This is a genomic window from Bradyrhizobium guangdongense (assembly GCF_006483445.1).
Taxonomy (GTDB): domain Bacteria; phylum Pseudomonadota; class Alphaproteobacteria; order Rhizobiales; family Xanthobacteraceae; genus Bradyrhizobium; species Bradyrhizobium guangdongense_A.
On sequence record NZ_PPPT01000174.1, the window covers coordinates 12,765 to 35,906 of the forward strand.

20 protein-coding genes, 12 tRNA genes and 1 pseudogene are annotated in these 23,142 nt (G+C 62.3%); 30 read left to right on the plus strand and 3 right to left on the minus strand.

Going from position 1 to position 23,142, the window contains the following annotated elements; all coding sequences use genetic code 11:
• The first annotated feature begins 24 nt into the window (after positions 1-24).
• From C2U70_RS24375 to C2U70_RS24450, 18 genes are all read left to right on the plus strand, one after another.
• On the plus strand, positions 25-561 hold the full coding sequence (locus C2U70_RS24375) for an HNH endonuclease (RefSeq protein WP_140981186.1): 537 nt from the start codon (positions 25-27) through the stop codon (positions 559-561).
• 38 nt (positions 562-599) lie between these two features.
• A tRNA-Arg gene (locus C2U70_RS24380) sits at positions 600-675 on the plus strand.
• A gap of 82 nt (positions 676-757) precedes the next feature.
• Positions 758-831: transfer RNA gene (locus C2U70_RS33145), tRNA-Gly, on the plus strand.
• Between the two features lie 4 nt (positions 832-835).
• Positions 836-911, plus strand: a tRNA-Phe gene (locus C2U70_RS24385).
• 82 nt (positions 912-993) lie between these two features.
• Positions 994-1,069, plus strand: a tRNA-Asn gene (locus C2U70_RS33150).
• Positions 1,070-1,123: 54 nt separating this feature from the next.
• Positions 1,124-1,198: transfer RNA gene (locus C2U70_RS24390), tRNA-Glu, on the plus strand.
• 7 nt (positions 1,199-1,205) lie between these two features.
• Positions 1,206-1,282, plus strand: a tRNA-Arg gene (locus C2U70_RS24395).
• A 5-nt stretch (positions 1,283-1,287) separates the two neighbouring features.
• Positions 1,288-1,366, plus strand: a tRNA-Pro gene (locus C2U70_RS24400).
• 4 nt (positions 1,367-1,370) lie between these two features.
• Positions 1,371-1,444 (plus strand) — tRNA-Gln (locus C2U70_RS24405).
• 103 nt (positions 1,445-1,547) lie between these two features.
• Positions 1,548-1,634 (plus strand) — tRNA-Ser (locus C2U70_RS24410).
• Positions 1,635-1,659: 25 nt separating this feature from the next.
• A tRNA-Met gene (locus tag C2U70_RS24415) sits at positions 1,660-1,734 on the plus strand.
• 49 nt (positions 1,735-1,783) lie between these two features.
• A tRNA-His gene (locus C2U70_RS24420) sits at positions 1,784-1,858 on the plus strand.
• Positions 1,859-1,861: 3 nt separating this feature from the next.
• Positions 1,862-1,936, plus strand: a tRNA-Trp gene (locus tag C2U70_RS24425).
• A 312-nt stretch (positions 1,937-2,248) separates the two neighbouring features.
• Entirely contained in the window at positions 2,249-3,208 is a 960-nt protein-coding gene (locus tag C2U70_RS24430) for a fatty acid desaturase (RefSeq protein WP_140981187.1), read from the plus strand.
• A 77-nt stretch (positions 3,209-3,285) separates the two neighbouring features.
• Positions 3,286-4,443 (plus strand): ABC transporter substrate-binding protein, encoded by a 1,158-nt coding sequence (locus tag C2U70_RS24435; protein ID WP_246666847.1) that lies wholly within the window; start codon positions 3,286-3,288, stop codon positions 4,441-4,443.
• On the plus strand, positions 4,440-5,219 hold the full coding sequence (locus C2U70_RS24440) for an ABC transporter permease (protein ID WP_246666848.1): 780 nt from the start codon (positions 4,440-4,442) through the stop codon (positions 5,217-5,219). The genes C2U70_RS24435 and C2U70_RS24440 overlap by 4 nt, the downstream gene beginning before the upstream one ends.
• Entirely contained in the window at positions 5,207-6,082 is an 876-nt protein-coding gene (locus C2U70_RS24445) for an ABC transporter ATP-binding protein (protein WP_140981188.1), read from the plus strand. Before C2U70_RS24440 ends, C2U70_RS24445 begins: the two co-directional genes overlap by 13 nt.
• Positions 6,083-6,149: 67 nt before the next feature.
• Positions 6,150-6,875 carry a Crp/Fnr family transcriptional regulator gene (locus C2U70_RS24450; RefSeq protein WP_140981189.1) on the plus strand — a complete coding sequence of 242 codons (726 nt, stop codon included), beginning with the start codon at positions 6,150-6,152 and terminating at the stop codon, positions 6,873-6,875.
• 134 nt (positions 6,876-7,009) lie between these two features.
• On the opposite strand, the gene atzF is transcribed toward C2U70_RS24450, so the two are convergent.
• Entirely contained in the window at positions 7,010-8,392 is a 1,383-nt protein-coding gene (atzF, locus tag C2U70_RS24455) for an allophanate hydrolase (protein WP_246666849.1), read from the minus strand.
• Between the two features lie 481 nt (positions 8,393-8,873).
• Here atzF and otnK point away from each other — a divergent pair, with 481 nt between their 5' ends.
• The 10 genes from otnK (at position 8,874) to C2U70_RS24505 (ending at position 19,990) form a co-directional block, all read left to right on the plus strand.
• Positions 8,874-10,160, plus strand: coding sequence for a 3-oxo-tetronate kinase (gene otnK / locus C2U70_RS24460; protein WP_140981190.1), 1,287 nt, complete (start codon positions 8,874-8,876; stop codon positions 10,158-10,160).
• Positions 10,157-10,804 (plus strand): class II aldolase/adducin family protein, encoded by a 648-nt coding sequence (locus C2U70_RS24465; protein ID WP_140981191.1) that lies wholly within the window; start codon positions 10,157-10,159, stop codon positions 10,802-10,804. Before otnK ends, C2U70_RS24465 begins: the two co-directional genes overlap by 4 nt.
• Before the next feature lie 13 nt (positions 10,805-10,817).
• On the plus strand, positions 10,818-11,606 hold the full coding sequence (locus C2U70_RS24470; protein WP_140981192.1) for a shikimate dehydrogenase family protein: 789 nt from the start codon (positions 10,818-10,820) through the stop codon (positions 11,604-11,606).
• 102 nt (positions 11,607-11,708) lie between these two features.
• Positions 11,709-12,815 (plus strand): ABC transporter ATP-binding protein, encoded by a 1,107-nt coding sequence (locus C2U70_RS24475; protein WP_433960703.1) that lies wholly within the window; start codon positions 11,709-11,711, stop codon positions 12,813-12,815.
• The gene (locus tag C2U70_RS24480) at positions 12,815-13,693 is read left to right on the plus strand and encodes an ABC transporter permease (RefSeq protein ID WP_186294442.1); all 879 of its coding nucleotides are present in this window, start codon (positions 12,815-12,817) and stop codon (positions 13,691-13,693) included. Before C2U70_RS24475 ends, C2U70_RS24480 begins: the two co-directional genes overlap by 1 nt.
• A complete protein-coding gene (locus C2U70_RS24485; protein ID WP_140981194.1) occupies positions 13,690-14,484 on the plus strand; it encodes an ABC transporter permease in 795 nt (264 codons plus the stop codon). Before C2U70_RS24480 ends, C2U70_RS24485 begins: the two co-directional genes overlap by 4 nt.
• 33 nt (positions 14,485-14,517) lie before the next feature.
• Positions 14,518-15,585 carry an ABC transporter substrate-binding protein gene (locus C2U70_RS24490; RefSeq protein WP_140981195.1) on the plus strand — a complete coding sequence of 356 codons (1,068 nt, stop codon included), beginning with the start codon at positions 14,518-14,520 and terminating at the stop codon, positions 15,583-15,585.
• Positions 15,586-15,632: 47 nt separating this feature from the next.
• On the plus strand, positions 15,633-15,983 hold the full coding sequence (locus tag C2U70_RS24495; protein WP_140981196.1) for a hypothetical protein: 351 nt from the start codon (positions 15,633-15,635) through the stop codon (positions 15,981-15,983).
• Positions 15,973-18,234, plus strand: coding sequence for a N,N-dimethylformamidase beta subunit family domain-containing protein (locus C2U70_RS24500; RefSeq protein ID WP_140981197.1), 2,262 nt, complete (start codon positions 15,973-15,975; stop codon positions 18,232-18,234). The genes C2U70_RS24495 and C2U70_RS24500 overlap by 11 nt, the downstream gene beginning before the upstream one ends.
• Before the next feature lie 79 nt (positions 18,235-18,313).
• Positions 18,314-19,990 carry a N,N-dimethylformamidase beta subunit family domain-containing protein gene (locus tag C2U70_RS24505; protein ID WP_140981198.1) on the plus strand — a complete coding sequence of 559 codons (1,677 nt, stop codon included), beginning with the start codon at positions 18,314-18,316 and terminating at the stop codon, positions 19,988-19,990.
• Positions 19,991-20,099: 109 nt separating this feature from the next.
• Here the strand turns inward: C2U70_RS24505 and C2U70_RS24510 are convergent.
• Positions 20,100-20,804: pseudogene (locus C2U70_RS24510) on the minus strand (GntR family transcriptional regulator); the annotation flags it as partial.
• A gap of 280 nt (positions 20,805-21,084) precedes the next feature.
• On the opposite strand from C2U70_RS24510, the gene C2U70_RS24515 reads away from it, so the two are divergent.
• Complete coding sequence (locus tag C2U70_RS24515; protein ID WP_140981199.1) at positions 21,085-22,311, plus strand: aminotransferase class III-fold pyridoxal phosphate-dependent enzyme; 1,227 nt, start codon at positions 21,085-21,087, stop codon at positions 22,309-22,311.
• A gap of 99 nt (positions 22,312-22,410) precedes the next feature.
• On the opposite strand, the gene C2U70_RS24520 is transcribed toward C2U70_RS24515, so the two are convergent.
• Positions 22,411-22,701, minus strand: a complete 291-nt coding sequence (locus C2U70_RS24520; RefSeq protein WP_246666852.1) for a hypothetical protein — start codon at positions 22,699-22,701, stop codon at positions 22,411-22,413.
• 261 nt (positions 22,702-22,962) lie between these two features.
• On the opposite strand from C2U70_RS24520, the gene C2U70_RS33885 reads away from it, so the two are divergent.
• On the plus strand, positions 22,963-23,142 hold a 180-nt coding region (locus C2U70_RS33885), incomplete at its 3' end, for a PAS domain-containing protein (protein WP_140981200.1).

Below are 23,142 nucleotides of genomic sequence, written 5' to 3' on the forward strand. Positions count from 1 at the left end.
CACCACCAAACAGAGGAGAGGGCAATGTTCGAAGCAAACCCGGCTCTCGTCCTCAACGCGGACTTCCAGCCGCTGTCTTATTTCCCGTTGTCGCTGTTCAACTGGGAGGATTCCGTCAGGGCGGTCGTGAAGGGATCGCATGTCGTGGTCGCCGAATACGACCAGGTCGTCCGCAGCCCGTCGACGGTGATGCGGCTGCCGGCGGTGATCGCACTGCGCGAATATGTGCGGCCGCCGACCCGCGTCGCCTTCACGCGGTTCAACGTCTTCCTCCGCGATCGCTTTCGCTGCCAGTATTGCGACGATCAGCATTTTCGCGGCGAATTGACGTTCGACCACGTCATCCCGCGGGCGGACGGCGGCCAGACGTGCTGGACAAACATCGTGGCGGCATGCGGTCCTTGCAACGCGCGCAAGGATCGTCTTCACCTCAAGCCGCGGCGCAAGCCGTTCGAGCCGACTCAGTTCGACTTGATGGCGGCCCAGCGTCTGTTCCCGCCGAACTTTCTGCACGAGACCTGGCGCGACTATCTCTATTGGGATGTCGAGCTCGAGAAGTAACGGCGCCGGCGGCGCATTTGCGGCCGCCGGCGACCCATCACCACGTAGCTCAACGGGATGAGTACGACCCTCCGAAGGTCGAGGATGCAGGTTCGAGTCCTGCCGTGGTGGCCAAATTCGATACCCGTCGGTCAGGATCGCCAAGCCGGATGTACGCCGGCGCCGCTGAGGAGTTTGCAGCCTCGGCAACGTCAATGCGGACGTAGCTGGAAGGTCAAGCACCTGAGCGCCAGTCAGGAGAGTCGGTTTCGATTACCGACGTCCGCGCCATCTCGCCCAGTTAGCAAATCTGGTGATTGCACGCGTTTGAAGGACGCAGGAGGCCAGTTCAAATCTGGCGCTGGGCACCATACCGGGGCAAGCAGCGGGCTGCAGTTGATCCTTGCAAGATCGACGTCCGGAGTTCGACTCTCCGTTGCTCCACCATCTCATTCCCGTCGAGCCATCTCGGAGAGGGCGCTCCGCTGTTAACGGAGGAAGGCACGTTCGAATCGTGCGGCGGGAGCCAATTCATCTCTTCCGATCTCCGGCCTGCACGAGGCCCGCTGAACGGAAGCGACATGCTGCCATCGTCTAGCGGTCAGGATAGCCGGTTTTCAACCGGTCGACGCGGGTTCGATTCCCGCTGGCAGTACCAATTTCATCTTCCCGTAGCTCAACTGGACGAGTAGCGCGCTACGAACGCGAAGGCATGCAGGTTCGAGTCCTGCCGGGAAGGCCAATCATCAGCGCGTAGGGGAGCCTGGCCGTCCCCACCTGCCTTGGAAGCAGGGGATCGGTGGTTCGAATCCACCCACGCTGACCATTCTCGCGCGCTGGCCGATCGGTGAGGTGACGGATTCTGAATCCGTTGAGACAGGTTCGATTCCTGTGCGCGCAGCCAATCTGGTCCCGTGGCGAAACAGGAACGCGGCGGTCTGCAAAACCGCCATGAGCCGGGACGGCACCGGCCAGGACATCCAACACGCCGGATCGCGATTGGAATTGGAGGGTTGGCCGAGCGGCAAGGCAACGCAGTGCTAACGCGTCGAGTCCTTCGGGATGCACAGGTTCGATCCCTGTACTCTCCGCCAATCAATCGTTTCGGCACTTCGTTCTCGCGGGGCCTCGGCAGGGAAGGGGCCGGCTCTCATAAGGCTGGAGTGGCGGGTTCGACCCCCGTACCCGCGACCATCTTTACGTTGTCTGCACCGAGTGCCACCGGTGCCGGCGATCACTCTCTCCTGATTTCGTTCAATGGCAGGATGCTCGGTTGTGGACCGGGAGACGCGGAGTTCGAATCTCCCAATCAGGACCATTTACCGGTTTAGTTCAGTGGCAGAACGCGGGCCTCCAAAACCCGATGTCGACTGTTCGATTCAGTCAGCCGGTGCCAACTTCCTAAGAAGTGATTTCCGCTTCCAATTCATGCCCATATGGCCCTCAAAGGCCGGTGGGAGTCCGTTGGGCCGGATGTTCTTCAATCGGTGAGAAGACTGCATGGGCCCGACGTGTGCACCGGGAGATCAGAAACATCTTGTGACGGCCAATGCGGTTAAGCGAGGGCCGCAATCTCGGTTGCTGGCGGCCAACGCCCGCGAAATTAATTGCTTCTGCATTGCGGCGTCGCTTCCTAGGGTCGGTACGTGCTTGACGAATTCCAGCGTCCGCACGAGCACGATCATGCCGGAAGGAGGCGACTACGATCATGAGTAACGCGATCACTGCCACCGGAGAAAAGCCGCTGACTCCGGCTATGCTGCGCGAGTTGTCCGTGCGGTCCGATTGGCAAGGCCTGGTCCGTGCGGCCAGCCACTACGGCGTCATCGGCGTTGTGGGCGCGCTGATCTGGCTGGTCTCGTCGCGATATGGTCTCGTCTGGGCGTTGCCGCTGGTCGTCGTCCAAGGCTACTTCGTCGCATTCCTGTTCATGGTGGTCCACGAGACCGCCCACAAGACGGCGTTTCGCAGCCGTGCGCTCAATCTCGCCTTCGGTCATCTCTCCTCGTTCGCGGTCGGCTTGCCTTACGAATACTACTGCCTGTTCCACTGGGATCATCATCGCTATACGCAGGATCCAGAGAGGGATCCGGAACTGCTGTCGGTTCCGATCCCGACCTCGGACGCGCAACTGCTGATCGTCTACAGCGGCTTGCGGCAGGTTGCCTTCCGGGTGCGGCTTATGCTTCGTCATGCGTTGACCGGAAACGCCACGTCGCCCTGGATTCCGGAAAGCAAACGCCACATTGTCGTGACGGAAGCGCGCCTCCACCTGGCGGGCTACGTCGCGCTGCTGCTGGCATCGGTCGCGCTGCACACCTTGATCCTGTTGTGGGTCTGGGTCGTCCCCGTGATCGTCGGTCAATTGTTTCTGCGTCCGTATCTCCTTGCCGAACACACCGGTTGCGATCGCACGCGCAGCGCCTTCCAGAATACCCGCACCACCTATACCGCCATGTTCGTGCGCTGGTTTGCATGGAATATGCCCTATCATGTCGAACACCATGCCTATCCTTCGATTCCATTTCATGCGCTGCCGAAACTGAACCGGATCGTCGCCGATCAGATCGTCTACCGGGGTCCGGGCTACGTCACAGTGACGCGGCAGACATGGGCCTGGTTTCGCCGCGCACGCAACGGCATCGAAAGTCCGATCGGTTCTGATTGAATCGGGATCAGGGCTTGGCGAAAGCCAGCAGGGTGCCATTGCCTCAGCCACGATGCGCCCAAGGTGTGAGCAGCTTGATGAATTTGTTACCCCGGTCGCAGTCGGGAGCTGGTCTGCTTGCTCAAAATTTGGACAGCGTCGAGCCTTGTCGATTAATTGCTTCACGCTCTCCCGTCTTGAGACGACGCTCTCGTCACGGTCGATCACTCCGGTCGCCGGCATTACAGGGGTTTGGCATGCGATCAACAACCGCTCTTCGCTCTGCCGTGTTCGTGCTCACTGCGTCCATGCTGTTTGCGACGCCTCAGCGCGCGACCGCCGAGGAACTGCTGAAGGCGCGGCTTGCCCAGAATCTTGGGCCGATCTCGGGACTGGCGATTGTCGCCAATGTGAAGGGCATTTTCGCCAGGCAGGGGCTCGACATCTCGGTCTCCAATTTCACCAGCGGGAAGCAGTGCCTCGATACGGTGCTTGGGGGAGGGGCGGATTTCGCGACAACCGCCGAGGCGCCGGTCACGGCGGCCGCAATGGCGCAACAGCCGATCGCCTTCGTGGCGGGGATGGAATATTCGGATCTCAAGACCATGACCGCGGCTTCTGCCGGGATCAAGACGAAGGCCGATCTGCGTGGCAAGCGCGTAGCCTTTACGGCCGGAACCGGCAGCGAAGTTTACACGTCGGTCTTGTTGAAGGCGGCGGGCCTGTCGTCGAAGGACGTGACGCTCGTCAACCTGCGACCTCAGGAGATGCTGCCCGCCATGGCGGCCGGCAGCATCGACGCGTTCGATACCTGGGAGCCGCACGTCTCGAATGCGAAGAAGGCTCTTGGCGAAGGTGCGATCCCGCTTGATACCAAAGGTCTCTACTCGGAGACCTTCAACATCGTCGTGACGCAGTCCTACCTTGCGGCCAACCCGGCGATCGTCAGCAAGTTCCTGGCGTCCCTCATCGAAGCCGAGGGCTGGCTCAAGGCGCATCCGGATGAAGCGATCGACGTCATCGCCACAGCGACGGGGATGAAACGCGATGAATTGGCTTCGATCTGGCCAGACTATATCTACCATGTGCGCCTCGACGACCGGATTCTCACGACCCTGAAAACCCACGCCGCCTGGCGGCTCGAGACCGGCAATCATCCTCCCGGAGCGAGCATGCCCGATTTCTCGAAAGTCCTGGTGACGGCGCCGCTGAAGGCGCTCGATCCGGCTCGCGTCACACTGGATGCGCGCCCGTGAGCGGCGGAGGACGCAGCAGCGCGAGTGCGACCGCACGGCTGAGCGTACTGGTCGCCGTCCTCTCCGTGCCCGCCTTCACGGGCGTGTGGGAGTTGGTTGCGCGCTCCGGCATCGTGAACGCCGTGCTGTTTCCGCCGCCCTCGACCGTCGCTGTCGCCATTCTCGAGTGGATTCGCAGCGGACAATTCTTCGCCGACCTGACGGCGAGCCTTTCGCGCGTGGTCGCGGGATTTGCGATCGGGGCGGCGGGCGGGATCGTGCTCGGCGTCCTGACGGGCCGGTTCCGGCTGGTGTCCAGCCTGCTTTCACCCTTGTTTCACATCCTGCGTCCAATTCCTCCCGTCGCTTTCGTGCCTATCGTCATCCTCTGGTTCGGCCTCTCGGAGACAGGCAAGCTTTTCCTGGTCGTTTGGGGCGTGTTCTTCACGGTATGGCTTGCGACCCACATCGGGGTGCAGAAAGTCGATCGCGGACTTATCCGTGCCGCGCAGATGCTCGGCACGCCGCAGCCGCAGATGCTGTGGGAGATCGTCCTTCTTGGCGCGCTGCCCTATATCACGGTCGGTCTTCGGACCGCGGTGAGCATCTCCTTCTACACACTGGTCGCCGCCGAGTTGGCGGGAGCGTTCGCCGGCATCGTCTACCGAATCGAAATTGCGCAACAGAACATGCAAACGGGTCAGGTCATGGGCGGGTTGGCGGCTCTCGGGTTGCTGTCCTTTGTCGCCGACCGTGCCTTCGCGACGCTTGCCGAACGTGCCGTGTGGTGGCGATGACCAAAAGCCTGCTTCGTCCGGACCAGCCGCTCAGGCTCGTGGATACGTTCCCGCCGTCCGCCCCGGCGCATCAGGCGATCATCCGGGTCGAGGATTTGAGCATCGTCTTCGATGCGCCGAGCGGACAGGTCATCGCGGTCGATCGCGTGTCCCTGACGGTCGTGCAAGGAGAATTCGTCTCGATCGTCGGTCCATCCGGCTGCGGCAAGTCCACGCTCCTGAATGCGATGGCCGGCCTCGAGCGGCCGTTCGAAGGCCAGGTGCTGATCGCCGGTGAAGCGATGCGCGTGCCACGGCCCGAGATCGGGATGGTCTTCCAGCAGCCACATCTGTTTCCGTGGAAATCGGTGCGCAGGAACATCGCGCACGGGCCGCGCGCCCTCGGCAAGCCGAAAGCGGAGGCGCTGCGGATTGCCGACGAACTCATCGAGATGATCGGGCTGACCAGATTTGCGTCGGCATATCCGCACACGCTATCGGGAGGTATGCAACAGCGGGTTGCGATTGCCCGTGCGCTCGCCAATCAGCCGCGCGTGCTGTTGATGGACGAGCCCTTCGGAGCGCTGGATGCGCAGACCCGGGCGGTCATGCAAGACAATCTGCTCGAGCTCCGCGAGCGGATCAACGCAACAATCGTCTTCGTCACACACGACATCGATGAAGCGATCCTGCTCTCTGACCGTGTGCTGATCATGAGCGCGGGACCTGGCCGCATCCTCAGGGATCTCCAGGTGAGCCTGCCGCGACCGCGCTCCAGCGCCATCGTTGCGGACGCGGCCTATCTCGCCCTCAAGCGGGATTGCCTTGACCTGATCCGCTCGGAAGGCCGCCGGGCCTTCGAGCAAATGGAAGTCAAGGCATAGGCGCCCGACGACAGCTCTGGCATGGCTCTTGAATGGTTTTCCCTTGCGGCGGCAAGGGAGCGAGCAGATGTCAGCGGCAAGTCTCAGGAATACGACTGGCATCATGTTGGCGGGATCGGATGCTCTGGTCGGGGCGCTGCCCAGTCTGCTGGATCCGTTGTGTGAGGCTGACCGGCGGCGTGTCCTCGCCATTGGCCGCGAGGAGGTCTTGCCGGCAGGCAAGCATGTCTGGCGTCAGGGCGATTTGCAGAACGGCATTTATCTGATCGAGGAGGGGCGTATTCGCAGCTACTATGCGGCGCCTTCCGGACGCGAGGTGACGCTGGCCTACTGGTTCGCCGGCAATTTCGTCGGCGGCCCGGATCTGTTCGGTAGTGGTGCCCACGTATGGTCTTCGGTTGCGGTGGAACGGAGCCGGGTGACGTTCCTGCCCGGCCCGGCCCTGCGCACGCTGGCGCTTCAATCGGCCAGCATCGCGGTCGCGCTGCTGGATGCGCTCGCCTTCAAGGCGCGGTGCTACTCGGCCATGGCGCAGATGCTGGGGACCCGCTCGGTGACCGAGCGGTTGCATCGCCTGCTGGTCTTCCTCTCGAAGATCTACGGCTCGCCGCAGGGCCGCGAGATCGTGATCGGGATCCCGTTCACGCATGGTGATCTCGCCAATCTGATCGGCTCAACCCGCCAATGGGTGACGGTGCAGCTTTCCCGCATGCAGGCGAGGGGCATCATCCGTTATCACCGGGGCCTGATTGTGATCCTCAATCTGCGCGCTCTCGATCTCGAAGTCGTCTAGAGCATGACGGGATCAAGTCCGCTTGCGAACCGCGCAGACGGTGCGCTCCCTCTCCCGCTTGCGGGGGAGGGTTGGGGAGGCGGTGTCTCCAGAATCGAGACTCTCCATGTGGAGCGACCTAACGCCATCGCGTCTCAGAACCTCGCCTTCGGATATACCTTGAGATCGAACAGTCCGGTCTTCGCATCGGGCAGCCATCGCTCGGCAAGGTCGAGAAGCGCATGGTCACGCCATGCCGGCGCCAGCAAGGTGATGCCCATCGGCATGCCGTTGCCGAGCGTTGCGTTTGGAACGGCCACCGCGCACAAGTCCAGGAGATTGGCAAAATAGGAGTAGTAACCGAGGCGGCTGTTGAGCGTGATGGGATCTTCCATCATCTCCGCGATCGTGAAGGGGCGTGGCGCGGTCGGTACCACCAGGACATCGATCTTCTCGAAAAGCGATTGGATCTGGCGTCGCAGCTTCAGAAGTCGATGTTGCGCGGCGAACGCATCTGTTGCGGAAAACCGGGCAGCTGCGCCGAGTACGTTGCGGATGACGTCAAGCAGGTTTCCATGATCGATGTCGAGGAGCTTGCTGATCGCCGCATGACGCTCGGCAATCCAGGGCCCGGAAAACAGCAGGTCACCGGCTTCGGCGAAAGGCGCGAAGTCGATTTGCCTGGCTTGGCCTCCCAGTCCCGAAAGCCTCATGCAGGCCTGCCCGTAAAGGTCATTGCATTCCGCCATGCCGAATAAATTCAGATGATCGCCAGCGACCTGGCCGAACCGGAATTTGCGAGGAAATGGCGAGGACGAGGCAATCCGTTGGCGGCTATGGGGATCGCTGTCGTCGAATCCTTCGATCAAGGCGAGCAGAATACGACCCTCGGCAATGGAATTACAGAAAATCGAGGGGCAATCGAGTGTCGGACAGTTCGGCACGAGCCCCCGGGACGAGACGAGGCCGACGGTTGGCTTGATCCCGATGATCCCGTTGAAGCCTGCGGGAATCCGGCCCGAGCCACCCGTATCTGTGCCGAGCGCGAAGGCAACATGGCCGGATGCGACGGCAGCAGCCGAACCGGAGCTCGAACCCCCGGAGACAAAGAGATCGTTGGCCGCGCTGGAACAGGCGCCATAGGGCGAGCGGGTGCCGGACAGTCCGGTTGCGAATTGATCCAGGTTGGTTTTGCCGAGACAGATCGCACCAGCGGCCGTCAATCTCTCGACGCATCTGGCCGATTGCGCAGCCACATATGCGAATGACGGACAGGCTGCCGTCGTCGGCATGTCCTCGACGTCGATATTGTCCTTGACGCCGAATGGCACGCCAAGGAGCGGCAGGACTTCACCGGCCGCCGCTCGCCGCACGAGGGTATCGGCCTCGGCCAGCGCTTCTTCCATGGGCCGTACATGTATCCAGCAGTTGCGGTGCCGGTCCCGCTCGATGCGCCCATAGGCGGTTGTAATGATGGAGGCTAACTCGGCAGGCGAACGATGAGGCCGACTCTGCGCGGATAAGATAGCTTGCGGCACGGAATAAGACTCCTGAGGGGCATGACCCCATGAATATGAAGCCGCTGCCCAGCAGTGAAAGCAACTAAGCGCCTCTGCCGCACCGGCGGGACTCGAACCTGAAACCAGACTGTTGTGAGCGGCGCGATATCGATCAGATTCGCCGAATTTCCTGCGCTTTTCGTGGAATTCGACCAGGTTCGCTGCGCTACACTTGCGCATTCGCCGACGCACCAATTGGGTCGGGTCGAAAAGAAGCCCTATCGGATAGAGGTGTCGAAATCCGGTCAGAGTCGATTCCTGTGCCGGCGTCGTCAGGCACTTGGTGCGATGTTCGACGCGCTTCCTTTTTGTCGCCAAGGCTCTTCCCGGGCACCTCACGATCGGGCACGTCCTGTCTTGCCCACAAGTTTCGGCGACCTTCGCACGGCAGGCCGGTATTGCAAATATTTGATATATCATGTATCAAAATGCCGACAACTGCGCGGGACCTGCAAGACGCATGACGAAGCTTATCTTCGGGGTGGTGGCGGACGATCTGACGGGCGGCATGGAAACAGCCGCCGTGCTGGTCGCTGCCGGCATCGAATGCGGATTTGTCACGGATCCCGATCTCGTCGGCAGCTGCGGGGATGTGCCGGCGATCGTGATCGCGCAGAAGACCCGGGTGATCCCCGCAAGCGAAGCCGTCAGCATGACGGCGAAGGCAGCAAGCGCGCTGCTTGCTCGGGACGCCAGGCAAATCTTCTTCAAATATTGTGCGACGTTCGATTCCACCGACCGGGGGAATATCGGCCCGGTCTCCGACCTGCTGATGCAGCTGACCGGCGCCGAATACACCGCCTTCTGCCCGGCTTCTCCTGTCCTTCGACGGACCGTCTACAACGGCCATCTCTTTCTCGGGACCGAGCTGATCTCGGACTCCCCGAAACGCTATGATCCGCTGACGCCGATGACCGATCCCGATCTGGTCCGGATTCTGCAGCGCCAAACGCGGGCCAGGGTTGGTCTTCTCGCGCATGCGCAGGTCAACGCCGGCTCGGACTCGGCCGGACGCGCGATCGCGGACGCGGCGGCCGGGGGCATCCGCTACTTCATTGCCGACGCGATCTATGATCGGGATCTCGATACGCTTGCCGCGCTCACCTGTGATTGGAAGTTGATGACGGGCAATGCGACGATCGTGCAGCACTACCCGGACATCTGGAAGGCGCGGGAGCTCATCCCCCCTGCCAGCAGACCGCCGGGTTTGCGGCCAGTTCGCGGCGGCGGCGTGGTTCTCGCCGGCAGTTGCGCCGAGCGGACGTTGGAGCAACTCGCTGAATTCGAGAAGATTCATCCCGTGCTTCGCATCGATCTCCTCAATGCCGAAGATGTGGCGGCGACGGTTGGCGACGCGCTCGACTGGGCGCGGCCACGGCTGGACCGCGGTCCTGTCGGTTTCGCCACGTCTGGCGCGCCCGAGGCCGTCAAGATGGCTCAGCAGCGATACGGCCGTGAAGGCGCGGCGCAGCTCGCCGAAGCCATACTTGGTCGGCTCGCTGTCTCTCTTCGCAGCATCGGCGTGCGACGCTTCGTCGTGGCCGGTGGCGAGACGTCCGGTGCGATCGTCGAGCAGCTCGGCATTCGACGCTTGCGGGTCGGTCCCTATGGCGGACCCGGCATCGGCACCGCGGTGACCGAGGACGAGGATCCGGTGGCCCTCTGTTTGAAGTCCGGCAAGCTGGGCCCCGACGACCTGTTCGCGACCACGCTCGAAGCGATGTTGAATCCGGAGGGGGTCCATTGACCGAACGCGAACTCAGACAATCCGTGCTGGATATTGTCGCGCGCCTGGAAGCCAAGGGCTTTAATCACGGCAGCAGCGGAAATGTCAGCTGTCGCATGGGAGAAGACATTCTCATCACGCCGACAGGCGGCAATAGCAGCAACACGACGATCGACGGTCTCGTCCATTTGAAGCGCGACGGAACGGTGGTTGGGAACGGCTTGCCCTCCAGTGAATGGCACATGCATCTGGCGATTCTAAATGCCTATCCGCATGTGAACGCGGTGGTGCACACCCATGCCGACTGTTGCGTCGCGCTGTCCTGCCTCGCAAAGCCAATTCCGGCATTCCACTACATGGTCGCCAGCATTGGCGGGAACGACGTGCCTTGTGCGCCCTACGCCACATTCGGTACCAGGGCTCTCGCCGATGGCGCCGTCGCGGCGCTGAAACAGCGCAAGGCCTGCCTGCTGGCAAACCACGGCATGATTGCCGTCGGCAAAGGGCTGCAGGCGGCCTTCGACCTCACCGTGAAGCTCGAAACCCTTGCCCGGCAGTATCTGCTTGCCTGTCAGGCCGGTGCGCCCGCGATCCTTACCGACGACGAAATGGCGCGGGTGGTCGAGCGCTATGGCAGTTACGGCCGCGCTGCTCTGCCGGCCTGAGGAGGACTATTCCATGGAGATCACCGGCAGGACCAAGATCATGTTCGTGCTCGCCGACCCGATCGATCATGTGCGGGCGAGTGCGGTCATGAATGCTTATTTCGGAGCGATCGGCGACGATCTGGCGGTGTCGCCGATACATGTCCTGCCCGGCGATCTCGGCCACGTCGTTGCAAGCATCAAGCTCATGGGCAATGTCTTCGGCTTCGGCGTGACGATCTCACACAAGACGTGCGTGATTGAGTATCTGGATGAGATAACGCCTGCGGCACGGCTCATTGGCGCGGTCAACTTCGTCAAGCGGACGGCCGAAGGGCGTCTCGTTGGCGACAATCTGGATGCGAGGGGATTCATCGCCAGCCTCGCTCAGCATGACGTTGCGGTTCGCGATCGCAAGGTGCTCCAGGTCGGTGCTGGAGGCGCGGGACGCGCCACCGCATTCGGCTTGGCGGAGGCCGGCGCGCGCGAACTCACGATCATGAATCGGGATGACCAGAAAGCCCGCGCGCTTGCCGCTGCCGTGGCTGCGCATTATCCCGCCACGAAGGTCAGCGCCGGTCGCGCGGAGGCGCGTGCATTCGATCTCATCGTCAATACGACGTCGCTCGGCATGAAGCCGGATGATCCGCTTCCGCTGGATATCGAAGGTGTCGGTCAAGGCACCACTGTCAGCGACATTATCGTCAATCCGGCAGTGACCCGGCTTCTTTCAAGGGCGGCTGCGCAGGGCGCAAAGGTCATCGGCGGAAAGCCGATGCTCGATGCGCAGATGGCCCTTGTCGCGGGGTTCATCGCGCGCTAGCCTGATATATCAAATATTATATCAAGGGCCAGGACTTTGGATTGGGGTGCGAGGGCCGGCCCGCATCGAAGGCAAACGGAAGGGAAGCGAAACTCCGTGAATATTGCATCGGCCAGACAATCGGCGACGGGCGCATCGATCCGCATCAGCCGCTTGGAGAAGCGCTTCGGTGCCGTGTCTGCCGTCGATGGCGTCGATATCGATATTGCTGCCGGTGAATTTGTCGCCCTGCTCGGACCAAGCGGCTCCGGAAAGACAACGATCCTGATGAGTGTTGCAGGATTCGAATTCCCAACCAGTGGCACCATTCACGTCGATTCCGAAGACCTGACCTATGTTCCTTCGAACAGGCGCAATCTGGGAATGGTGTTCCAGAATTATACGCTGTTCCCGCACTTGTCGATCCTCGACAATGTCGCCTTTCCCTTGAAGATGCGCGGTCTCCGGACGGCTGAACGTCATGCGCGCGCCGAAGCCGCGCTCGCGACCGTGCGTCTGGCGGGCTATGGCCACCGCCGTCCGAATGAGCTTTCCGGCGGTCAGCAGCAGCGTGTGGCGCTCGCGCGTGCGATCGTCTATCAGCCGCGTGTCCTCTTGATGGATGAGCCGCTAAGTGCGCTCGACAAGAACCTGCGTGAAGACATGCAACTCGAGATCAAGCGATTGCATGCCGAGCTCGGCATCACGGTCATCTTCGTCACCCACGACCAGAGCGAGGCGCTGACCATGGCCGACCGGATCGCCGTCCTGAGGGATGGCAAGATCCAGCAGATCGGGCCGGCGCGCCAGCTTTACGAAAGGCCCACGAATCTCTTTACCGCCGGCTTCATCGGCGAGATGAATTTCGTCGACGTTGCCGTTCAAAGCGTCGGCGACGACATCTCGGTGGCGCTGCCATGGGGTGAAACATGGCGCCTGCCGGCCACGGCGGCAGTTGAGCGCCTTGCAGCCGGCGAGGCGGCGGTGCTGGCGGTGAGGCCCGAGCGGCTGCAACTTGGCGCCGGATCTCCCGGGCAAGTCGTCACCGTGACGCTGAGCGACATTGTCTATGCCGGGTCAGCCCTACTCCTGATCGGACGTCTGCCTGATGGCACCGAGATGCGCGCGCGCATCCCCGGCGCCTCGCAGCTCAGCTCATTGGCCCCGGGCGACGTTGCGTCCTTCACGATCCCTACGGAGGCGATGCTGCTCTATCGGGGGAAGCGGTGATGATGGAGGCGGGCCGATCGCATTTCTGGCATTCCGACGGCCGCCAGCTGAGCGGTCTGTCGACGCTGCTGCTGCTCCTGCCGTTCTTCGCGATCATCGCCTTCGTCTTCGTCTATCCGATCCTGCAACTCCTGGTGATCAGCGTCCTCGAGCCGCATCCGACCTTGGACAACTACGCACGCGTCGTCGAAAATCCGGTTCACATGCGCGTCCTGATGCGCACGCTCTGGACCGCGACGCTGGTGACGGCCTTGTCGGTGGTTCTGGGCTTCCCGGTGGCCTATTACATGAGCCGGGCGAAGGGCACGGTCGCCGCCCTTGTCGCGGTCTGTGTCATCCTGCCGCTCTGGTCGAGCGTCCTGGTCCGCACCGCCGCCTGGTCGTTTCTGTTCCAGCGCAACGGGCTGATCAATTCGGCGTTGATGGCTCTCGGCCTGACCTCAGAGCCATTCAAGCTGCTCTATACCCAGAGCGCCGTGGTCATCGCCATGGCCCACGTGCTTTTGCCGTTCATGATCCTGCCTATTTACGGCGCATTACGCAGCATTCCGAATGATTATGGGCGGGCGGCCGCCGTGCTCGGCGCAACGCGCCTGCGGACCTTCCTGGAGGTCATCCTTCCCCTGAGCCTGCCGGGTGTCGTCTCCGGTTCGCTGCTCGTGTTCCTCACGGCGCTCGGCTTCTTCATTACGCCCGCGCTGCTCGGTTCGCCGCAGGAGATGATGATCTCGACGCTTGTCTCGAAGCAGATCCGCGAGGTCCTCGATTGGCCCTTCGCTGCCGCGCTGGTCGGGGTGCTGACCGTATTCGTGACGTTGCTGGCGATCGTCTTCAGCAAGACGCTCCGGTTCGACCGGCTGATGGGGAATGCCTCATGAAGCCGCCGACCGACCGCGGATCGCTCGCGCTGGGGGCCTACGTCTATGCCGTGCTGGCCTTCATCATCGTGCCGTTGGTTATCGTCATTCCGATGTCGTTCAGCCAGAACGACTATCTGGCCTTTCCGCCGTCGGGCTTTACGCTGAAATGGTACGCGGAATATTTTGACAGCAGGCAATGGCGTGCGGCCACCTGGCTCAGCGTGCAGGTGGCCTTGCTGACCGCTCTTTTCGCGTCGGTCATCGGCACGGCCGCGACCTATGCAATGATCCGCGGCCGCAGCCGGCTGGTCACCGTTTTCCAGATCCTCCTGATCGGGCCGATCATCGTGCCGCACATCGCGCTCGCCGTCGGCCTTTATCTGTTCTTTCAGACGATCGGTCTCTCGGGCACCATCCCCGGCTTCGTGCTCGCGCATACGGTGCTCACCTTGCCGTTCGTCGTTTTCACGATGGCCGCCGCCCTGGGAAAGGTCGATGCCAATCTGGAGGCGGCGGCCATGAGCTGCGGCGCGTCGCGCTTCCAGGCCTTCCGCCTGGTCACACTGCCACTCGTCCTGCCGAGCCTCGCCAGCAGCGCGCTATTTGCCTTCATCATCTCCTTCGACGAGCCGGTGGTGTCGTTCTTTCTGTCCGGTGTGCGCCAGAAGACGCTGCCGCGCCGAATGTTCGAAGACATCGAGCAGAACCTGACGCCGGTGATTCCCGCGATCGCGACACTGCTGATCGTCCTGTCCATCTTGATTCTGCTGGGGGCCCATGTCCTCAGATCCCGCAGCGTCACCCGGTAGCGAGCCAGCTGATAGCCAGAGAGGAGACCGTCGATGTTGAAAACAGGTTGGATGTGGAGCCCGGCAGCTTTCGTGCTTGCTTCGGTTCTTTGTGGAACGCTGCCGGCCGCCGCTGAAAAACTGGAAGACCAATTGGTGATTGCCACCACCGGCGGCCTGATGGGCAACACCCTTGCGAAATATTTCTACGATCCCTTCAGCAAGGCGAAGAACGTCGAGATCGTCCCGGTCGCAATCGAGGTCCCCGACCAGTGGGCGCGCGCCAAGGCAATGCAGCGAACCGGCAAGGTGGAGTTCGACATCGTCACGGCAACGGGTCCCGATTTGGTCGGACGCACGGACATGCTCGAAAAAATCGACTGTGCGAAACTGCCGAGCGTCCAGAAGTTCGGCGTCTCAGACGCCTGTCAGCCCTACGGTGTTGCGCGCACGACCGGCGGCATGCTGATCACCTACAATACCGAGACGTTCAAGACCAAGGCGCCCAAGACATGGGCGGATTTTTGGGACGTCAAGCAGTTTCCCGGGCCGCGAGGCCTGCCGGACACCGGCGACAGCGATTGGTGGGTGCCGGTAGCAGCGCTCCTTGCCGATGGCGTCAAGCCGGAGCAGCTCTTCCCGCTGGACATCAATCGCGCCTACAAGAAGCTGGACGAGATCCGTCCCAATGTCGGGGTGTGGTGGAAGACGGGCGACCAGGTGCAGCAGATCATGCGTAGCCGCGAGGTCGTCATGGCCATGAGCTATTCAGGCCGCGCGCTCGCTGTCGTGAAGGAGGGCGTACCGGCCGCCATGTCCTGGGACCAGGCCATTCGCGACACCGGCTACATGGCTGTTCTCAAGGGCGCACCTGATCTCAATGCCGCCATGGCTTATCTCGACTTCTTCTATGCAAGCTCCGACGCGCATGTGCCGTTCATGCGCGCTGTCAACTATGCGACGGCCAGCAAGTCGGCCATCGAACTGTTGAAGCTGGAGGAGCGCAATCTCTACGCGACCTCGCCGGAGAACTACGAAAAGCTGGTCAAGCCCGATTTCGCCTGGATCGGCGAGCATCGTAACGAGCTGCGTGAGCGGTGGATGGCCTGGCTGACCCGGTGATCCGCGCACCCACTTCCGCCATCCGCGTTGCAAGATGAGGACGGACCATGGATCACACCAGTGACCCCGCTGCGCTGCGCTACGTGATCGATCCCAAAAGGCTCGATCTCGTAGAGGAGTTCCGCGCAAGTCCGCTCGGCGTGCATAGTCCGGAGCTCCGCAAGCTGCTGGCGCGGATGCGATGGGGCAGGCCGGAAGGGCGGCTGGTCCTGATCGTGCTCGAACCTGGCAAGGCCTGGCGGCTGTCGCGCATCCCCAAGCGTCGAGGCGATCCGATGCCTTTCGTCGATGATCGCGTCTTCACCTCTCTCGTCGAAGCGGAGTGGCACGTCTTCAAGCTGCGCTGGCAGGAAATGACGGGAACGACGCTCCCTGCGGAGGTTTCCGGTGATCTATAAGACCAACGAGTATCTCGGTTATCCCGATCGTATCAGCGTCCCGGCAGGCGAGGCCGTCAGATTCCAGCTGAGCAGCAAGCGGCCAAGCGTGAAGGTGGAGGTGTTGCGGCTGCGCTGTGGCGATGTCGATGCCAACGGCCCGGGCTTCAAATATGAGGTGATGACGAGCAGCATTGACGGTGAGCATGCCTGCCTCGACCAACCGATCCGGCCCGGATCCAACGCGGTCATTGATCACGACGGTGCGCTGGTCCCAACCGGCGGGCACTGGTGTTTCGGAGCCTATGTGTATCCGACGCGGATCGCTGATAACGCCAAGGCCGTGATGGGAAATTGGTGCGAGCGATCGGCGCGCGGCTATGCGCTCGAGCTCGACGAGGAGGGGACTCTTGTCCTGGTGCTGGGCCAGGCGAGCGGTACGCCAGCCCGCTTTGCCCTCGACGTCAAGCTGCGCCCGCGTGTCTGGTCATTCGTATCCTGCGCGCTCGACCTTTCGCAGGGATCGGCCTCCTTGTCACTGATCGTTCCGCCCGACGGCGTTCGGCCGGCCGCTGCCCATTCGAAATCGTTCGCGCTACCACAAGCGCTCGCGCTCGACTCCGGACTGCCGTTCCTGATCGCGGCCCATCATCTGAATGGCGATCGCCAATATAGCGCGCACTTCGACGGCAAGATCGAAGCTCCGCGTGTCCTTTCGCGGCCGTTGGACGCAGAGGCGCTGCGTGTCTTCGACGGCCGGCAGCGGACGGGAGCGAGCGATGCCGGGCTTGTCGCCTTCTGGGATTTCTCGAATGGAATCTCGTCACTGTCGGTCAAGGATCTTTCGCCGAACGGCCTGCATGGCCGCCTCCGCCAGTTGCCTCGCAGGGGCGTGACCGGCTTTCATTGGTCTGGATCCGTCCACGACTGGCGGCTGTCGCCGCAGGAATATGCGGCGATTCATTTCCACAGCGACGACATCTACGATTGCGGGTGGCAGACCACCTGCACGCTCGATGTGCCGGCCCACTGGCGGTCAGGTGTCTATGCGCTCCGGCTGACTTCAGGTGGCGACAATCCCGACCGGGACTGCGAAAGCTACGTCACCTTCTTCGTGACGCCTAGCAAGGCGTCCAGGCGCGCGGATCTCGTCGTGGTCGCTTCGGTCGCGACATATCTGGCTTATGCCAACAGTGCGTTGCGTCTCTATCAGGTCCACTTCGAGACGCTGATGGAGCACGTTCTGTGGCTGCCGCAAGATGACGTCTTCATGCAGGAGAACCCGGAGATCGGCCAGTCGACCTATGATTGCCATGTCGACGGTTCGGGGCGAGCGTACAGCTCCTGGCTGCGGCCCATCCTCAACATGCGCCCGCGCGGCTACTGGTTCAATTTGATCAACGACACCCATATCCTCGACTGGCTCGAGGAGAAGGGGATCGCCTACGATCTGATCACGGATGTCGAGCTTGACCGGGAAGGAGCGCGGGCGCTTGCGCCTTACCGGGTCATGATGACGCCGACCCACCCCGAATATTACAGCTTCAACATGATGAACGCGATCATGGCGTATCAGAACGCCGGTGGGCGGCATGTCTCGATGGGAGGCAATGCATTCTACTGGCGCTGCGGCTTTCATCCGGCCGCGCCCGCCGCGCTGGAGGTCCGCCGCGGCATGGCCGGAACGCGCACTTGGGAATCGGAGCCGGGTGAAGTGCACCTTGCCGGCACAGGCGAGCCGGGTTCGCTGTGGCGGCATTCGGGCTTTGCGCCGCAAAAGCTCGTCGGCGTCGGGTTCTCGGCCATGATCAACGATACCTGCGGCTACTATCTGCGCACCGCCGAAAGCGAGGATGCGCGCGTCACGTTCATCTTCGAGGGCACGGGCCGTCACGAAAAATTCGGTGATTTTGGATTTCGCTACAATGGCGCCGTCGGCAGCGAGATCGATCGCTACGATCTCGAGCTCGGAACGCCGCCGCACGCGTTGCGGATCGCGACATCTGAAGGATTGGGCGCGGGCGCGCTGCCGACGCCGGAGGAGTTTCGCACCGTGGTCGACGGCCTTGACGGCACGCAGAATGCGCTGGTGCGCGCCGACATGGTGTTCTTCGAGACCATCAATGGTGGCGCCGTCTTTGCGACGGGATCGATCACCTACGGCATGTCGTTGGGCCACAACAACTACGACAACAATATCAGCACCATCACGTGGAACGTCGTGAACAGGTTTCTCGATCCACGGCCTTTCGTCATGCCTGCCACAGCCTAGACTGCTGCCTCGATTTCGGCCCAACATACAAAATCGCCATCTCGTCGCCAGAGATGGCTCTCGAACCAGGGAGGCTGTCATGTCGGACAAGCCTGAGTTTCACCCCCCGGAGTTGGGATCCCTCAACGTCGCTCCCCGCAGGGCGCGTCCGATGCATGCGGATGAGCACTGGGGCAGCCAGCCCTGGTACGAAGCCCCGCGCGGCGATCCCGCCGTGGCGGAGGTCTACACCTATACCGATGCGATGTCTTACGACCCAGGAGACGAAATCGTCTTTCGCTCCTCCGCAACCGCAAAGGCATGGCGGTTGCAGATCTATCGCGATGGTCTCGAACCCGAGATGGTGCATGAGATCGATGCGCTTGAAGGCGTGTTCGCGGCCACGCCGCCCGATGCCTATCGCAATGGCTGCAACTGGCCCGTCGCTCATCGCTGGAAATTGCCGCCGGATCTGCGCTCGGGCTTCTATCGCGTGGTCTCGTCGTGCGAGCGGGCGAACGGGGCCCGCTTCGTCCAGCATCATTTCTTCGTCGTGCGTCCGACCGAGAAGACGCGGCGCGCGAAGATTCTGATGATCCTGCCGACAGGCACCTGGACCGCCTACAATGATTTCGGCGGAGCCAATCACTATTTCGGCGTCGAAGGTCCTGACAGCGACGAGCCGTCGCCGGTGTTGTCGCTGCAGCGACCATGGACGCGCGGCGTGGTCTGGCTGCCCCCCGGCGCGCCGCGCATCTGCGCCGATCCTGCCCCCGGGATGGGTGACGCGCCGCGCTATCAGATGAAGGAGTGGGCGTTCTCCAACGGCTTTGGCCAGTATTACGCGGCAGCGGGTTGGGCCCAGTTCGACCGGCATTTCGTGCTCTGGGCGCAGAAGGAAGGCTACGCCCTCGACATGATCACCCAGACCGATCTTCACTACCGGCCAGAGCTGCTCGACGCTTATCCGTGCGTCACCATCGTCGGCCATGACGAGTATTGGACGTGGGAGATGCGCGAGGCGATCGAACGTTATGTGGAAGGCGGCGGGCGGCTCGCGCGCTTCGGCGCCAACTTCCTGTGGCAGATCCGGCTCGAGGAGGATGGCAAGCGTCAAGTCTGCTACAAGTTCAAGGCCGTCCACAAGGACCCGATCGTCGGCACGGACCGCGCGCGCCTGATGACATCAGCCTGGGAAGATCGCAACGTCCGTTGGCCCGGCGCCTCGACGGTCGGCGTGAATGGCGCGCATGGCCTCTACGCGTCCTGGGGCGGCTTCGCGCCGAACGGCCAGAGAGGCTTTACGGTCTATCGCCCCGAGCATTGGGCGTTTGCCGGCACCGGACTGCACTATGCGGATATCTTCGGCGACAAGCAGCACATCTTCGCCTACGAGGTCGACGGGCTGGACTACACGTTCCGCAACGGTCTTCCGTTTCCGGTTCCGGCCGAGGGGCAGCCCGAGACCATTCAGATCCTGGCGATGGCGCCGGCCGTCCTGGCCGAAGACGAGCCGCAGGGTGAGGGCTTCCGCTACTACGTACGCAGCAGCGACCACGAAGGCCTGGTGGAATGCATCACCGGCGAGGTCACGCCCGAGGGGCTGGCCCGCTACAAATACGGCTCAGGCATGATGGTGCACATGACCCGCGGCAAGGGCGAGGTGCTGACAGCCGCGACCTGCGAATGGGTGATGGGGCTGAAGCGCGGCGACCCGTTCACGCAGCGGATCACCCGCAACATCCTCGATCGCTTCACCGTGCCTCGCTCCGCGTGAGCAACTTTCAGCGACGCCGGGATTTCGTGCGTGCGGCCTTGGCAGGTGGTGGGGCGCGCGTCTTCGTCGCTTCAGTCTCGACGTCTTCGTCAATGGCCGTCTCGGGAGTCATGAAGCGTGTGCCGCCATGCTTCTCCAGCAACCGGACAAGATTCTGGCCGCCCTCCATCATATCCGCCTGGATCGACTCGCGAACCTTGTCCGGTCGGCGCTGCCGCAGATTCTTGAGAACGGATAAGTGCTGATGTTCGTTTGGATAGGTCGGGGGGGCGTGCGGATAATGGAAATTCAACAAGGGCCCGTTGCGCATCCAGATATCGTCAAGGATGGCGAGCACTTCGGGAAGACCCGATCCATCATAGAGGCCGCGGTGGAATTGCCAGTTGGCGCGAACCGCGTCGGACCATCTGTGCTCCTTCTCGGCGCTGATCAGCTCGCGGTGAGTGGCCTCCATCCTGTCGATATCGGCTTCCGAGATGCGCGTGGTGGCGTGCTCGGCGGCAAGTCCCTCGAGAAACAACCTGACAGTCCTGAGCTCGATATACTGCTTGGCCGTCATGTGCGCGACCATGATCGAGCGTCCCGCCTGCATCTCCAGCGCACGGCCGCGCACGAGCTGCATCAGGGCTTCGCGAATGGGCGTCTCCGAGACGTTCATGGTCGCGGCAAGATCGCGAATCTTGAAGCGATGGCCCGGCCAGAACCGGCCCTCCATCAGCGCCTGGCGCAGATTGTTGTAGACCAGGCTTGTCAGGCTGTCGCGCGCGACCGGGCCCACGCCGCCCTCGCCATGTCTCTGTTCAACGTCAGCCATGCTCGGTCCCCGAAAGGTCTGGGCCGTTTCGGCAATCCGCGCCGATACGGGTTCGAATCCACTTCATATATAATATAGGATGTCGTTCCTGCGCACTGATCGTCTGCGCCTTGTTCAGCGACAGGACCTTGAAGGTTCGCCGCCTCTCGAAACCCCAAATTTGTTAGCTCGGAATCGGACCGTGGCCTCACGAGGTCTACGGTCCCGGGCCGGCAAAGCAACAATTCCCTTGTCACTAACAACATAATATATGATATATCATTGTTAGAGGAGAGAAGGCATGCCGGAATTGATCAGGACAAGGGATGCTGCCCTGCGGGCGCGAGCCGAAAAGGTTGTGCCAGGCGGGATGTGGGGTCATCTCCACGCGGCCAAGTTGCCGGAGACGTATCCGCAATTCTTCAGCCGCGGCGAGGGCGGCGTGCTCTGGGATGTCGACGGTCACCGCTACGTGGACTTCATGTGCAGCTGGGGTCCCAATCTGCTCGGCCATCACCATCCCGAGGTGGAGGAAGCCGCCGAGCGTCAGCGGCGCGACGGCGACTGCCTCAATGGCCCGGCCGAAGTCATGGTCGAGTTGGCCGAGCTCATCGTGGACATGGTCGGACATGCCGATTGGACGCAGTTTCAGAAGAACGGCACCGATGCGACGACGACGTGCGTCACGATCGCGAGGGCTGCAACAGGCCGGCGAAAGATCCTCGTCGCCAAGGGAGCCTACCATGGCGCCGTGCCGTGGTGCTCACCGTCGCTTTTCGGTGTGACCGCGGAGGATCGCGCCCATCTCGCATACTTCACTTTCAACGACGTCGAGAGTCTTGAGGCGGCGGCTAACGCAGCGGGCGATGATCTTGCCGGAATTTTGATTTCGGCGTTCCGCCACGATCTCGGATTCGACCAGGAACTCCCCACCGCAGAGTTCGCGCGCGCGGCGCGCCGCATCTGTGACAGCAAGGGGGCCGCGCTTGTGATCGACGAAGTTCGCGCCGGCTTCCGCCTCAACGCCGCAGGTAGCTGGGAAGGGCTTGGTGTTCGGCCCGACTTGTCGGCCTGGAGCAAGGCGATCGCCAATGGACATTCCCTGGCGGCTGTGACCGGAGCTGATTGGCTGCGCCGTGCGGCGTCCCAGGTTTTTGTCACGGGGTCATTCTGGGCTGGCGCCGTCGCCATGGCTGCTGCCGTCGCGACGCTGAAGATCGTGCGCAGGGACGACGTTCCGACGCGTCTTGCGCAGCTCGGGCAAACGCTGCGTGATGGCCTGGAGACGCGCTCCCGTCAGTTCGGTCTGTCAATCCGTCAATCCGGGCCCGTGCAAATGCCGACCCTTTTGTTTGAAGGAGACCCGGACTATCGGAGAGGTACGGCCTTCTGCAGCGCGATGCTTGCAAGGGGCGTTTACTTCCATCCCAAGCACAACATGTTCCTCTGCGCCGCCCATACCGAGGCCGACATCGCCGTTGCCCTCGAGGCAGCGGAGCACGGCTTTGCAACCGTGGCGGCGCTTTGACTCTCGCAAACCAGGTTCGAGCCCTGGTGCGCCCACCATTTAAATCAAACACTTAGCGGTTTTCACGAGCGGCGAAACCAGCGCCGTTTACACCACCCTTTACAGTTTTGTTCTCGCTTCGAGCTTCAGCACTGCGGCTTCGGCAAGCTGAATGTCGCGATCGAGATAGTGCGCATCGAGGATGGCCTCGACGTCCTTCAGCGAGTGGCCGGTGACGGCCGCGATCTGCGGCACGCTGGCGCCGGCGATAGCCAACCGAACCACCGCCGTGCCGCGCAGGTCCTGACACGTAAGGCCGCTGATGCCGGCGCGCTCGCAGGCCATGCCCACGACGTGCGAAACCCATTGGACGGCCAGGGCCGCCGAATCGCCGGCGGAGGCATCGCGCATCGAGCAACTCGAACAGGAGCTTGAGACGGACCGCAGGGAGCTCGAGATGACGATCCGCGATCTGCAGGCCTCGAACCAAGGAGCTGACGTCGCTGAACGAAGAAGCCGTTTCCCTGAACGAGGAATTCCAGTCGACGAACGAGGAGTTGGAGTCGTTGCGGGAGGAACGAACTGCAGTCGCTCAACGAAGAACTTACGACGGTCAATAGTCAGCTTCAGGAGTCGCTCGACCGTGAGCGCAAGATAGGCGCTCAGGCTGACGTGCAGAGCGCGTCCGGAACCTGGTATCTTTGCAGTATTTCTCCTTACTGGACCCAGGAGGACCGGATCGAGGGCGTGGTCATCAACCTCGCCGATATCTCGACGCTGAAGGCGGGGGAGGCGAAGCTTCGCGGCGCGTGCGCTTATACTGAATCGATCACCGACACGATCCGCGAGCCG

Excerpts from the sequence above, each read along its gene's own strand:
- C2U70_RS24450 (WP_140981189.1), top strand. The coding sequence starts at position 6,150 with ATGTCAGCGGCAAGTCTCAGGAATACGACTGGCATCATGTTGGCGGGA.
- C2U70_RS24435 (WP_246666847.1), top strand. The coding sequence starts at position 3,286 with ATGAATTTGTTACCCCGGTCGCAGTCGGGAGCTGGTCTGCTTGCTCAA.
- otnK (WP_140981190.1), top strand. The coding sequence starts at position 8,874 with ATGACGAAGCTTATCTTCGGGGTGGTGGCGGACGATCTGACGGGCGGC.
- C2U70_RS24470 (WP_140981192.1), top strand. The coding sequence starts at position 10,818 with ATGGAGATCACCGGCAGGACCAAGATCATGTTCGTGCTCGCCGACCCG.
- C2U70_RS24520 (WP_246666852.1), bottom strand. The coding sequence starts at position 22,701 with ATGCGCGATGCCTCCGCCGGCGATTCGGCGGCCCTGGCCGTCCAATGG.
- C2U70_RS24485 (WP_140981194.1), top strand. The coding sequence starts at position 13,690 with ATGAAGCCGCCGACCGACCGCGGATCGCTCGCGCTGGGGGCCTACGTC.
- C2U70_RS24495 (WP_140981196.1), top strand. The coding sequence starts at position 15,633 with ATGGATCACACCAGTGACCCCGCTGCGCTGCGCTACGTGATCGATCCC.
- C2U70_RS24490 (WP_140981195.1), top strand. The coding sequence starts at position 14,518 with ATGTTGAAAACAGGTTGGATGTGGAGCCCGGCAGCTTTCGTGCTTGCT.
- C2U70_RS24505 (WP_140981198.1), top strand. The coding sequence starts at position 18,314 with ATGTCGGACAAGCCTGAGTTTCACCCCCCGGAGTTGGGATCCCTCAAC.
- C2U70_RS24430 (WP_140981187.1), top strand. The coding sequence starts at position 2,249 with ATGAGTAACGCGATCACTGCCACCGGAGAAAAGCCGCTGACTCCGGCT.
- C2U70_RS24480 (WP_186294442.1), top strand. The coding sequence starts at position 12,815 with ATGATGGAGGCGGGCCGATCGCATTTCTGGCATTCCGACGGCCGCCAG.
- C2U70_RS24515 (WP_140981199.1), top strand. The coding sequence starts at position 21,085 with ATGCCGGAATTGATCAGGACAAGGGATGCTGCCCTGCGGGCGCGAGCC.
- C2U70_RS24375 (WP_140981186.1), top strand. The coding sequence starts at position 25 with ATGTTCGAAGCAAACCCGGCTCTCGTCCTCAACGCGGACTTCCAGCCG.